The following is a 12012-nucleotide window of genomic DNA, read 5'->3' on the forward strand; positions in this document are numbered from 1 at the left end:
AGAAAAGTCCGGAGTTTATTTACCCGGAGCTCCCCCAACGCCATTTTCAGGCTGGTCCATAAGATTTTTAATGTAGCTATCATATTCCAAATTTAAAGGATTTATGTTCACCTTCCCCTGCCAATAAACACGAAATACAGCCGGATAAAAAATTTAGTTACCTTTGCTGCCATTTTTCTGACATATCATGAAGTACGTTAACGAGACCAATAAAAGAAAATCTTTTGCCATCATCGCTCACCCGGATGCCGGTAAAACCACGCTGACAGAGAAGTTTCTTCTGTTCGGCGGCGCAATCCAGACTGCCGGCGCCGTGAAATCGAATAAAATAAAGAAGCATACTACTTCCGACTTCATGGAAATTGAAAGGCAGAGAGGTATCTCCGTAGCCACTTCAGTAATGACCTTTGAATACCGCGACATACTAGTGAACCTGCTCGATACGCCGGGTCACAAGGACTTCGCAGAAGATACGTACCGTACCCTCACTGCAGTGGACAGCGTTGTACTGGTGATCGACTGTGTGAAGGGGGTGGAAGAACAGACAGAGCGACTCATGGAAGTGTGCCGCATGCGTGACACGCCCGTGATCATCTTCGTGAATAAGATGGACCGTGATGGCAAGAACCCGTTTGACCTGCTGGATGAACTGGAAGAGAAACTGAACATCCGTGTAAGACCACTCAGCTGGCCTATCAATATGGGGAAGGATTTCAGAGGCGTATACAATCTGTACGACAAGAGCCTTGTATCTTTCCAGCCCAATAAAAAAGCTACAGATGAAGACGTGGTGCCACTGGAAGATCTCAGCAGCAGCTACGTAGATGAACACTTCAATGTTGCTGATGCCGCGCAACTCCGTAATGATGTGGAACTGATAGAAGGCGTTTATGATGCATTCAACAACGAGGAATACCTCAAAGGCGAACTGGCTCCTGTATTTTTTGGCAGTGCGGTTAACAACTTTGGAGTGAAGGACCTGCTGGACACCTTCGTGGAAATTGCGCCTACACCGCGCAACCGTGAAAGCAGCTCCCGCGAGATTGATGTACAGGAAGATAAGTTCAGCGGTTTTATCTTTAAGATACACGCCAACCTGGACCCGCGTCACCGCGACCGTATTGCCTTCCTCCGCGTATGCTCCGGCAAGTTCGAAAGAAACAAATTCTATCACCATGTTCGTTTAGACAAGGACGTTAGGTTCAGTAACCCTTACAGCTTCCTTGCCCGCGAAAAGAGTATTGTGGATGACGCCTTCCCCGGAGACGTAGTAGGTCTCTTCGATACCGGTAACTTCAAGATCGGTGATACCCTCACGGAAGGTGAGAACTTTTACTTCACCGGCATCCCCAGCTTCTCTCCGGAACTGTTCAAGGAATTGGTGAATAAAGATCCGCTTAAAACCAAACAGCTGGAAAAAGGTATCCGTCAGCTGACAGACGAAGGGGTGGCACAGCTTTTCACCCAACATGGCGGAAACCGCAAGATCATAGGTTGCGTGGGCGACCTCCAGTTCGAGGTAATACAATACCGCCTCCTTCAGGAATACGGCGCTGCCTGCCAGTTCAATACACTGCCTTTCTATAAGGCCTGCTGGATTACCGGCCCTAAGGATAAGATCGAAGATTTCATCCGCTTCAAATCTTCCAATATAGTGGAAGATAAGGACGGGCACCTGGTGTATCTCGCACAGTCAGAATGGTACCTGAATACGGAAAGAACCAACAATCCGGATATACAATTCAACTTCACATCAGAGATTCATAAGAATTGATTTTCAGCATATTGATATATCACAACTGAATTAATACTATAAACTAAAACAGCCCATACATTATAAAGATGTATGGGCTGTTTTAGTTTATAGTATTATCAATCGGCTAAGTCATAGCGGAAGATATATTCTTCAGTAGTTCCATCCCGCTTACCCACCACGCGGGCTTCGAGGTGACGGTCATCCTTGAAGCGGTAAATGATCTTCTGCGGAAAATCATTATTAAGGTCTTCAGCCACGAAGCCGATCTGTTTCAGTACGCGCAGTTTTAATCGTATAGGCGCCAGCGTTTGTTTGCCGGTATAAGACGGGATGAAGAACATCTCATTGCCGCTTCTTACGAGCGTTATTGTTTGCTGCAGGGAGCTATCGCCGCCCGTTACGCGCCAGGTGCGCGCATGCAGTGTGGAATCGTTGATACGTTCCCAGGTTTCTACTACAGCGCCCCGGCGCGTTTTCATTTCCCAGGTGCCGGACAGTTTGTTCAGCAAAGGGAAATCGGATACGCTGGCTTGCGCGGCGGCATGTCCGGCAATGACCAGTAAGGCCGGCAGCAGTATACTACTGCTGTACCACAGCTTCTTCGCCATAAATCTGTTGTTTGTATTTAAGGGAGGGGGAGGCAATGAAAGGTCCTAAGCCGAGTGCGTCCCATTTTTCATCCACCTTTTTGATGGTAGTATCATCAGCGACGATGATATTGGGCCAGTCGCGTTCGAAATTGTCCAGCAGCCGGGTTTTCAGCGTACCGTCCAATCCGATGGCGCAGGTCAGCTTACCGCCGGAAGGCCGCTGTACCACGAAGCTGTCACGCTTGGGGTCCAGGTTATTACAGAAGCGCCAGAGGGCTGAAGCCAGGTCGGTTACATCTACAGTATGTTCTACATAGAGTACCATTTTTATACCTGCCAGTTCCGGCAGCATATATAATTGTTCATTGAGTTCACGGATATGCATTGGCCGGCTCTTCTCTACGCTGACGAGCAGGCAGGGAATGTCCATCGCCAGCAGGCTGCTGTTGATACCCTTTATCTCGGGGAACTGCCGCATCACAACGGCTGCATCCACTGCTTTGGGGGCCGGAAGTTGCAGATAGCTGCCGTCGGTTTCTTCTTCATACTTACGGGTACCGTCTATGCACATTTTACCGCCGAAGCCCATCTTGGAGCAAGAGTGATCCAGTACATCCATTGGCCCCTGGCTGAGATAAATATCTGTAGCCGGGTTCAGGTTACGGAATACGTATTGCGCGAGTTTTTTGTAATCGGTAATACCTTCGCCTTCGTCGGCAACTACCAGTATCTTATTAAACATCATTTGTCCGGCGCCCCACATGGCATTCATCACTTTTTGCGCCTGGCCGGCGTAATCCTTTTTGATCTGCGCGATCACCAGGTTATGGAAAACGCCTTCCACAGGCATTTCCATATTGATGATTTCAGGCACCAGCGTCATTTTGATGGGCGCCAGGAAAATACGTTCTGTAGCTTTCCCGATCCAGGCGTCTTCCTGCGGAGGGATGCCTACTATAGTTGACGGATATACGGCGTCTTTGCGGTGCGTGATGGCTGTGACATGAAATTTCGGATACCAGTCTGCCAGTGAGTAGTACCCGGTATGGTCCCCGAAAGGGCCTTCCCAGATGAGGTCTTCAGCTGGATCAACATATCCTTCTATTACAAAATCGGCATCTGCGGGAACTTCAATTTCAGGTTGGGTGATACATTTTACCAGCTCTACTTTCTTCTTCCGGAGAAAGCCTGCCAGCATGTATTCATCTACATTTTCCGGCAATGGCGCTGTGGCGGAATAGGTGTATACCGGATCGCCGCCAAGGACAACGGCAACAGGCATACGTTTATTCAGCTTTTTATATTCCATGAAATGCCTGGCGGACACTTTGTGTTTATGCCAGTGCATACCGGTCATGTCTTTTTCGAATACCTGCATGCGGTACATACCCACGTTGCGGGTACCAGTAAGCGGGTCTTTGGTGTGTATAACGGGAAGGGTGATAAAAGGCCCTCCGTCTTTAGGCCAGCAGGTCATTACCGGGAGCTTCGACAGGTCAGGATGCTGCATTACTACTTCCTGGCAGCTACCTTTCCCGCCTACCACTTTCGGCATCCAGGAAGCAAACTGCCCGAGTTTGGGCAGCATTGATAATTTATCCAGGATACTTTCTTTAGGTTTGGAAAGGAGCTTGAAAAGCTGTTCAATTTCGCCGGCAATATCATCCAGCTCCTGCACGCCCAGCGCCATACACATCCGGCGGTAGCTGCCCATGGAGTTGATCAGTACCGGGAAATCGTAGCCTGTATTCTCAAACAGCAGCGCCTTTCCGCCATTAGGTGATTTGCTTATCCTGTCTGTTATTTCCGCAATTTCCAGTTTAGGGTCTGCATAGGTTTTAATGCGAACCAGTTCGCCTGCCTGTTCCAGCTGCTCTATAAAGTGCCTGAGATTTTTATATGCCATGTTGATTAATCTGTTAAACCAATTAACAAAAGTAAACATCCCACGGCGCAATAAAAAATGCCTCCCCGAATATCAGGGAGGCATTGGTATTTATATTTCAGGTTATCAGTTCACAATAGTAACACCCGCATGGAAAGCCACCCGGGGCCTTGCCGGATAAATAACGGGCGGTGGCGGTACAGGAACCGGTACTACGGGGTAGTAAGCGGGTCGCATGTACACTACTCTTCTCCTTGGGCGATAATAATCGTCATCCCATCCCCTGCGACAATCCCTGTCGCGGTAGTAAGAACGTTCATACCGGTCGTAGCGTCTGTCATCATCACGATACCAGCCTCTGTGACGGCCGCGGTCGTGGCCCCACTGAGCGGAGGTAGAAAGTACAGCGCCTCCCATGAGCAACATCAACAGCAATACTTTTTTCATGTCTGTGTGGTTTTTAGTTCAAGATTGGTTGGCAGAATTAAAAGTTGTGGTTTAGTTCAGTCTGGTTTATTACAAATAGTACAGTGTAAGCACATTACCGGATGTGGCATATGAAGCACCCGGCCAGGTGGCATAACTGTATCTGTGATGAGGTGGCCGTTTATGATGACGTTTCCTGTAATATTTTTTATGTCGATAGTGTGGTACCGGTGGATGTGGCGGCCTGTGCACATGCGGCGGAAAAGGAGGCCTCGGCGGCCGTGGTGGTAACGGAGGCAAAGGCGGATGCGGCAGATGCCTTGGAACCGGAGGATGCGGAGGCAGCGGCGGAGCCGGCGGCCTGTGCTGCGCGTATATGGAGGCAGTACCCATCATCAACATCACTATCACGAAAAACAGAAGATTCTTCATATAGTACTGACTTTATTGTAGAAGATAAACAGGCAGTTGCACACCAACCCAGTTTTGACAGCAATTGTTTCTTTACCCTCTCCGCGATTTCTGAAATCTGGCAACCCTAAGCTGGCGGCTACCCTAATTACCTGTTTAAACAAATAAATTCAAACTCTATGCCAATAAAAAATCCCTCCGCGTTTGCGGAGGGATACAATTTATAAATGGACTTTGTTGGGGGCTTAAAGTCGGCCTATATATTCAAAGAATATGCCAAAGCGTTCTTATCTGAACACCGGGCATCTCATGGCTTTCTGTTTTCCCCATCCGTTGCCGCCGCCCAGGCGGTACGTGATGGTTACCCCTGAAAATGAGTACCAGTCTTTATATTTTGCGGAACCCCTCGTTGTTCCATCGGGCGGATAAGTACCCGGGGTAGTTCCTTTAGCTGTCACTTCGTCTCCGCGGTAGGCCATGTCTACCGACTTCTGGCCGCGGTAAGCCAGTAATGTGTTCTGGTCTACGTAGGTGCGGCTTACGTCATCCAGGTAGTCTGTCAGTGTAGGACGCAGGCCGATTTCGAAGCCCAGGGTCCACTTATCATTGAGGATGGCTTTTACACCGGCGCCAAATGGAAAGGAGAAGGAGAAAAGATCATATGGCTGACGGTCAGGATACTGCGGTAGCCCCTGCCCTTCGGTGCCCAGTGGGCGCAGACGTACCTTGTTGCCAGACTGGTCTTTAGCGGTAGGATCGAATCCGAATCCGGCCACACCGGCAAAAACGTAGGGGGTAAATCCTTTCTCTTCTATATCGAGGAAATTCAGTTCTGCAATGAGGCTGCCTTCAAAAATATTTGTCTTGAAACTCAGGTTGCGTGCTACCAGGTCCGCTTGTTTGCTGGTGCTGTCTGCACCGGTAGCGATCCCCCATGTAAAGGCTGCTCTGATAGTAAGATAACGGTTGATGTCTTTTCTTACCAGCAAGCCCAGTGAAGGCCGGGAATATCTCATATCCACTTTCTGCTTAACGAGGTCTCCACTGTAATTACTAATACCGACGAATGCACCCACGTGCCAGTCCTGCGCAAAACTAAAGAAAGGTACCGCCATGAATAACAGCAGTATTCCGGTAGATTTTGTGAGTTTCAAAGTTTTTGGTTTTTAGAGGTTAGTCCTGATGATTTGTATTCTTAAACGTTGCATCCTGCCGTTTTATTTGGTATTCACTACATCATTAAAACAGTTTACATAGTTGTCCGCTAGAAAAACCATCTGAGATGTAAAAATAAACTAATAAACCAATTTAAAAAGGCTTTTTGGTAACAGCCGTCAACTTCAACACCTGATGTACGCCCATCCTTGCAGTTGTCTTTCCACCAGGTGGCCGATTGCTGCCGGAACAGTGCTGGTGAAAGGCAGCAGGTTTGTGTGTTGCAGGTCGTTGCTTCTGAGGGTATTCTCACAGATCAGCCACTGCACTGATCTGTTGTGCAGGTCTTCTACCTTTCCTGCCAGCGGGTTATCCTGTTGTAATAATAAATTGAATGCTTCGCCGTGTACGGCTACCTCTACGGATATACGGACTTCTTTCTGGTGAAAATATTGTAAGAGATTGTTCAACTGTCCGAGCATGGATTGCTGCATTCTGCGATCTGATGATGTGATCTGAAAAATAACTTGCATGGGAACAAACCTACTCAATTACCAGCAAGCAGACAAGGGAAAGTATTTTCTGCTATAAGCCTGCCGGCGGGTCTTTCACTTCCTTAGCCATTTCATACTGCATATCATAGTATTCATCTTCCAACTCTTTATATCTCTCCCGGGCTTCACGCAACTGGTGGGTGAGGCTGGCGTTTTTCAGTTCCTGTTGCAGCAGGCTCACCTGTGCCGATTGTAAATCCCGGTGATGACGTAATAACACTTTCCAGACGAAGTACACCCCGGCAGTTAAAATGAGGAGCAGTGATATTGATATAAGCAATAACATAAGCAATAGATGTCTGATGATGGTCGGTGGTTTTTCATAAGCCTCTCCGGCTCCTGTTATGGGGCTGCTTCCATTGCAACCCCATACCAGGGCCAATAGGACGTTAAAATGCTGCAAATGGTTAATGGTATTATGGGGAAAAGCTCGACATCCTAAATTATCAAATCAGATCGACATTCATTTGTCCATTCTGGCTTTTTTTACCACTTTTCTTTAATAATTTCCACCATATCTTCCTCCATATCAATATATTAAAAAATTCACACCTGCGATCTTCTTATACATAATTGGTAATCAATATAAAACATGCGCTAAAAATATTCGCTCCGATGAGGATAAAAAATTTTAAATTGTTGGCATCACCGTCAGCGGCAAGCACGGAATAACCATTAAGATTTTTGACCCAATACTATCCTAACCATTCTATGTCTAAGTCCACCATAAGCACCCGACAGCAGCTGGAACAAGTAGCACTGCGGGGATTGTCATTTGCTGATGATCATATCAGCGATCATTTCAGCATAAAGGACGTATCCGAACGCCTGGGTATTTCCTATTCTTACTTCTATCACAATTTCACGGCCTACATGGGTGAACCCTTCTGGCACTATGTAAAAAGGCACCGGCTGGAAACAGCCGCCGGTCTGCTGCGCCACAGCGGTTACAACATCCATGAAATCGGCGAGCTATGCGGATACGCGACTACAGCGGCGTTCAGCAAGGCGTTCAAACAACAGTTCAAGGAGAACCCTAAAAATTTCCGCCGAATATCTGAGCTGCCCAATGAGAAGAGAACCATTAACATCATTGAGACCATCACCACCACGATGGGCCAGGATTTGTTCAGCGCCTACTTCCAGTATGACCGCGGAGAGCGGGTAACGCTGCCGGACAGCATCCTGTACTATTCCTTCCTTTCCAGGGGACAGAACCCTATCGGGGAGATGATTGCCAAAATGAATCAGTATTATACCGCTTTCAGCAGGATATTGAGCATGTATAATATGTCGCAGGCCAAAATAATAACCGGCACGCTGGATTCCGTGCCGGTTACAGACTATGAGAAAATATCCATATTTGCCGGTATCAGTATCCCTCAGGTGTTGACCAGGGCGCATCAGCTGATGGACATCAACTATAAGCACCTGCTGCGGAAAAGGATACCGGGTGGTTCATATCTGAGATTGCCTGTTCCGATAGACTTTGCCACGGCGGGCATCCCGATGTACAATTTCATCAACCGCAACTGCAAGGAAGGGATCTTTAAAATGAGCGGCAATCATTTTTTCATCTCCCTGCACAATACTAACAACTGTGAGATTTATATACCGCTGCTGCGACGTCACTGATTGCTGAATACGGCCCTGAAACAATTGGCGCTGGTGTTGACGCTGTCTTTCTGCGGTTTGCTGCGGCCATAAAACTCATCCAGGAAACGGCCCGCGTCGGACCATATAGTCTGCATCATGCCCTGGTAGCGGGGTTTCAGCTCTTTATTGGCAGACTGCCGGAAGCCATACATATCCTGTAGTTGTTGTGTTGCCACGGCGGGCCTGTTCCATGGGCAGGTGATTACCTGTAATCCTTTCATGGCAAAGTAGACAGGGGTTTTATCGGGGTTTTCGTAGTGCCAGTCGCAGACCATGATATCTTTCGGCACCATGTCCACCGCACGGTGCGTGTTGTTCATACTGGCTTCCCACATACCCAGTCCGGTGGTTTTGCCATCCAGCAGGCGGTCGCCCCAGATCCAGAGCATGCGGCCTTTTTCGGAAAGATGATTGCGGATAGTCCACACTTCGCCGGCAAACAGCCCGGCTTTGTCTTTACCGCCGCAACGGGGGCATTTGTCTTCCCCGAGATAGAATACTTCATCCATACCGGCGTGGAAGGCATCTGTTTCAAAGGCCTCACAGATCTCATCCACCAGTTCGAATACTATTTTATGTACTCCGGGATGCTGCGGGCAGTAGCTCTTGCAGTAAAGGCCGTCGGCATTGGGCCATTCGTATTTGGCGGGCATCTTTACCCAGGGCGTTTCATCGAAGTCGGGATATACGCGCAGCAGGTTGGTGGTGGCGCCGGCCCATGACTGATGTCCCAGCAGGTTGATCTGCGGAATGATCTTCATCTTATACTGCCGGCAGGCCTGTACCAGTTCTTTAACCTGCTTGCGTGAGAGTGCATCCGGATCACGCAGCTCTTTGTGCGAGGTATACTGATAGTTGAAATCCACCCGCAACACCAGTGTATTGATCTGCCGCGGCGCCAGCTCTTCCCGGATGAATTTCAGGAATGCGGGCAGGTCGTGCGGCCTGGGAGCGGCGATACAAAAGCCGCGTACCGGCAATGTATCCTTTGGCAGGGCTTCCACAAAAACGGAGATACAGCACAAAAAGACCAGGAGGGAAAAACATTTTTTCATAAGGGTTGTTTTAAAGCATTCAACAAAATAATAAATGCTTCCTGCTTCTGCAATCCATCATGACAGATGATAATTTTAATGCAGGGAAAGTTGATTTTGAATAAATTTGATAAAAACCAGCAAATCCATGAATGAGTTCAAACTCCCGTTCAATGCCCGTTTAACTTTTACACTACTATCCATTATCCTCCTGATCTACATCGGCCACATGGCAAGTGAAATCATTATCCCGCTGTTGTTTGCGTTGCTGATTGCCATTATGCTGCTGCCGGTTGTACACGCGTTAGAGAAGATACGCTTTCCGCGGGGGCTGGCCTCATTTATCGCCGTGCTGCTGTTTGTGATCGTTATTCTGCTGATCATGCTGCTGATGGGAAAACAGATGCAGTCCTTTATTTCCGATTTCCCGGACCTGCAACGAAAGCTTACCACCACTATCGATGAGTTACAGGAATGGGTGAACACCAAATTCCATATCAATTCCAGCACACAGATCACGTACCTGGAGAAAGCGGCCCTGGGCACACTGGGCACTGCAACCAGCTTTATCAGCCAGACATTTCTGTCGCTTTCCTCGCTCATGATATTCATCGTATTTGTGTTACTGTATACCTTCTTTATCCTTTTCTACCGCAGCCGGCTTGTATCATTCCTGGTGCATCTCTTCAATGACAGGCACCGTGAGAAACTTCAGATTGTAATAGAGCGTACCCGTTATATCATCAAAAGCTATGTTGGCGGCCTGATGATAGAAATGGTGGTGGTGGCCATTCTTAATACGGTTGTATTTCTTATCCTTGGCATCAAGTACGCGATCCTGCTTGGCGTGATGGCGGCTATCTTCAATATCATTCCCTACATCGGTATTTTCACGGCGCTTATTATCAGTATGCTCGTGACGCTGACTACGGGAACGCCCATAGCAGCCTTGCAGGTAGGTATTGCACTGTTCCTGGTACACCTGCTCGACAGCAACGTACTGCTCCCCCGGATTGTAGGTTCAAAGGTGAAGATCAATGCGCTTGTCACTATTATTGCGGTGGTGATGGGTAATATGTTATGGGGTATTCCCGGGATGTTCCTGGCAATCCCGGTGATTGCTATTATCAAGATTATCTGTGAGAACGTGGAGTATATGAATCCCTGGGCAATATTGCTGGGGGATGAAGAGAGTAAACACAGGAAGAAACCATTGATTAAGCCCACTCCTCCGGAAGGCGAAGGCTCAAGCAAGTAGATGTCTGAACTGTGATTTATGTGATTATTGTGATGCTAATGATGAGCGAAGATTGTAAAGAATTATAATTTAGTAGATACAATGAAAAAGCCCGTCCTGCTGAAATTATTGCAGGACGGGCTTTTTCATTGTATCTACTCTCATCATTAGCATCACAATAATCATATAAATCACCGTTCAGACACTATCACGTCAATGCCGGATCACCCAGATCTCTGCGAAGCATACGCCTGTACACCCAATAAAAAACGATCGGGAAAATAAACAGGTTGAAGACGGTATCTGTCATCAGTCCGCCGATCACTACGCGGGCAAGCGGCCGTGCGGTTTCTGAGCCGATGCCTGTACTCATGGCGGCAGGTAACAGCCCAATGGCGGCCATCATGGCGGTCATGATCACGGGGCGGATACGGGATTCCACGCCCTCCTTAATAGCCCGCGCCAGGCTGAAGTCTGTATCACGGTGCATAGTACGGATATTGATCTTGAACTTCGACAATAATATCACACCATTCTGCACACAGATACCAAACAAGGCGATAAAGCCGATACCTGCGGATATACTGAAGTTAACGCCGGTCAGCCACAGGGAGAAGATACCGCCGATGATCGCAAATGGTACGTTGTTCAGTACCAGCAGTGCATCTTTTATTTTGCCAAACAGCATAAACAGGATCAGGAAAATCAGCAGCAGACTGATAGGCACCACCTGCATCAATCGTTTGGTAGCGCGTTGCTGATTCTCGAAATCACCCGCCCATTCCAGGAAGTAGCCTTTAGGCAATGTGATCTTTTCATTTACTTTCCGTTGCGCTTCTGCGATGGTGCTACCGAGATCGCGGCCGCGCACAGAGAACTTAATAGCGCCATAGCGCATGTGTTTATCCCTGTAGATCATGCTGGGCCCCACGATATGGCCGATCTCCGCCACTTCTTTTAACGGGATCTTGTTACCGCGCAGGGTAGGAATGCTCAGGTTGCCGATGGCAATTTCGTTCTCGCGGAAATTCTCCGGATAACGGATGCGCAGATCAAAGCTCTTTTCTCCTTCGTAAATGCGGGTAGCGGCCTTCCCTCCTATGGCCATTTCAATAACGGAGTTGGCATCTTCAGTGGTGACACCGTAGAGTGCCATCTTCTGCTGATCCAGGTTGATGCGCAATTCCGGTTGTCCGATGTTGCGCAGAATGCCGAGGTCTTCGATGCCGTGTACACTTTTCAATATCTTCTCTATCTGTTCTTCGTTGCGTTCCACTTCACGGAAATCGTCTCCGAACAACTTCACTA

Annotated in this window: 12 protein-coding genes; 4 read left to right on the forward strand and 8 right to left on the reverse strand. The window is 48.1% G+C overall.

Annotated features, from left to right (window positions below):
* The first annotated feature begins 187 nt into the window (after positions 1-187).
* The gene (locus VM802_RS31555; protein WP_325538429.1) at positions 188-1774 is read left to right on the forward strand and encodes a peptide chain release factor 3; all 1587 of its coding nucleotides are present in this window, start codon (positions 188-190) and stop codon (positions 1772-1774) included.
* Between the two features lie 98 nt (positions 1775-1872).
* On the opposite strand, the gene VM802_RS31560 is transcribed toward VM802_RS31555, so the two are convergent.
* The 3 genes from VM802_RS31560 to VM802_RS31570 all read right to left on the reverse strand — a co-directional run bounded on the left by VM802_RS31560 (position 1873) and on the right by VM802_RS31570 (position 4678).
* The gene (locus VM802_RS31560; protein ID WP_325538431.1) at positions 1873-2364 is read right to left on the reverse strand and encodes a DUF6265 family protein; all 492 of its coding nucleotides are present in this window, start codon (positions 2362-2364) and stop codon (positions 1873-1875) included.
* Complete coding sequence (locus VM802_RS31565; protein ID WP_325538433.1) at positions 2336-4252, reverse strand: menaquinone biosynthesis decarboxylase; 1917 nt, start codon at positions 4250-4252, stop codon at positions 2336-2338. Before VM802_RS31565 ends, VM802_RS31560 begins: the two co-directional genes overlap by 29 nt.
* A 105-nt stretch (positions 4253-4357) precedes the next feature.
* Complete coding sequence (locus VM802_RS31570; RefSeq protein WP_325538435.1) at positions 4358-4678, reverse strand: hypothetical protein; 321 nt, start codon at positions 4676-4678, stop codon at positions 4358-4360.
* Between the two features lie 101 nt (positions 4679-4779).
* Between VM802_RS31570 and VM802_RS31575 the strand changes: the two genes are divergently transcribed.
* Complete coding sequence (locus VM802_RS31575; protein WP_325538437.1) at positions 4780-5199, forward strand: hypothetical protein; 420 nt, start codon at positions 4780-4782, stop codon at positions 5197-5199.
* Positions 5200-5355: 156 nt separating this feature from the next.
* Here the strand turns inward: VM802_RS31575 and porG are convergent, their stop codons facing one another.
* From porG to VM802_RS31590, 3 genes are all read right to left on the reverse strand, one after another.
* On the reverse strand, positions 5356-6222 hold the full coding sequence (porG, locus tag VM802_RS31580; protein ID WP_325538439.1) for a type IX secretion system protein PorG: 867 nt from the start codon (positions 6220-6222) through the stop codon (positions 5356-5358).
* A gap of 186 nt (positions 6223-6408) precedes the next feature.
* The gene (locus VM802_RS31585; RefSeq protein ID WP_325538441.1) at positions 6409-6756 is read right to left on the reverse strand and encodes a DsrE family protein; all 348 of its coding nucleotides are present in this window, start codon (positions 6754-6756) and stop codon (positions 6409-6411) included.
* A 52-nt stretch (positions 6757-6808) separates the two neighbouring features.
* Complete coding sequence (locus VM802_RS31590; protein ID WP_325538443.1) at positions 6809-7063, reverse strand: hypothetical protein; 255 nt, start codon at positions 7061-7063, stop codon at positions 6809-6811.
* 425 nt (positions 7064-7488) lie between these two features.
* Between VM802_RS31590 and VM802_RS31595 the strand changes: the two genes are divergently transcribed.
* Complete coding sequence (locus VM802_RS31595; protein WP_325538445.1) at positions 7489-8412, forward strand: helix-turn-helix transcriptional regulator; 924 nt, start codon at positions 7489-7491, stop codon at positions 8410-8412.
* Here the strand turns inward: VM802_RS31595 and VM802_RS31600 are convergent.
* The gene (locus VM802_RS31600) at positions 8406-9488 is read right to left on the reverse strand and encodes a family 20 glycosylhydrolase (protein ID WP_325538447.1); all 1083 of its coding nucleotides are present in this window, start codon (positions 9486-9488) and stop codon (positions 8406-8408) included. The genes VM802_RS31595 and VM802_RS31600 overlap by 7 nt on opposite strands.
* Positions 9489-9615: 127 nt before the next feature.
* On the opposite strand from VM802_RS31600, the gene VM802_RS31605 reads away from it, so the two are divergent.
* Complete coding sequence (locus VM802_RS31605; protein ID WP_325538449.1) at positions 9616-10725, forward strand: AI-2E family transporter; 1110 nt, start codon at positions 9616-9618, stop codon at positions 10723-10725.
* Between the two features lie 187 nt (positions 10726-10912).
* On the opposite strand, the gene VM802_RS31610 is transcribed toward VM802_RS31605, so the two are convergent.
* A partial coding sequence (locus VM802_RS31610; protein WP_325538450.1) for an efflux RND transporter permease subunit occupies positions 10913-12012 on the reverse strand: 1100 nt, incomplete at its 5' end.

The sequence above is a fragment of the Chitinophaga sp. genome, assembly GCF_035538455.1.
Taxonomy (GTDB): domain Bacteria; phylum Bacteroidota; class Bacteroidia; order Chitinophagales; family Chitinophagaceae; genus Chitinophaga.

Coding starts and splice junctions, on each gene's coding strand:
- VM802_RS31600 (WP_325538447.1), bottom strand. CDS start 9,488: ATGAAAAAATGTTTTTCCCTCCTGGTCTTTTTGTGCTGTATCTCCGTT.
- VM802_RS31595 (WP_325538445.1), top strand. CDS start 7,489: ATGTCTAAGTCCACCATAAGCACCCGACAGCAGCTGGAACAAGTAGCA.
- VM802_RS31605 (WP_325538449.1), top strand. CDS start 9,616: ATGAATGAGTTCAAACTCCCGTTCAATGCCCGTTTAACTTTTACACTA.
- VM802_RS31560 (WP_325538431.1), bottom strand. CDS start 2,364: ATGGCGAAGAAGCTGTGGTACAGCAGTAGTATACTGCTGCCGGCCTTA.
- VM802_RS31585 (WP_325538441.1), bottom strand. CDS start 6,756: ATGCAAGTTATTTTTCAGATCACATCATCAGATCGCAGAATGCAGCAA.
- VM802_RS31570 (WP_325538435.1), bottom strand. CDS start 4,678: ATGAAAAAAGTATTGCTGTTGATGTTGCTCATGGGAGGCGCTGTACTT.
- VM802_RS31575 (WP_325538437.1), top strand. CDS start 4,780: ATGTGGCATATGAAGCACCCGGCCAGGTGGCATAACTGTATCTGTGAT.
- VM802_RS31565 (WP_325538433.1), bottom strand. CDS start 4,252: ATGGCATATAAAAATCTCAGGCACTTTATAGAGCAGCTGGAACAGGCA.
- VM802_RS31590 (WP_325538443.1), bottom strand. CDS start 7,063: ATGTTATTGCTTATATCAATATCACTGCTCCTCATTTTAACTGCCGGG.
- VM802_RS31555 (WP_325538429.1), top strand. CDS start 188: ATGAAGTACGTTAACGAGACCAATAAAAGAAAATCTTTTGCCATCATC.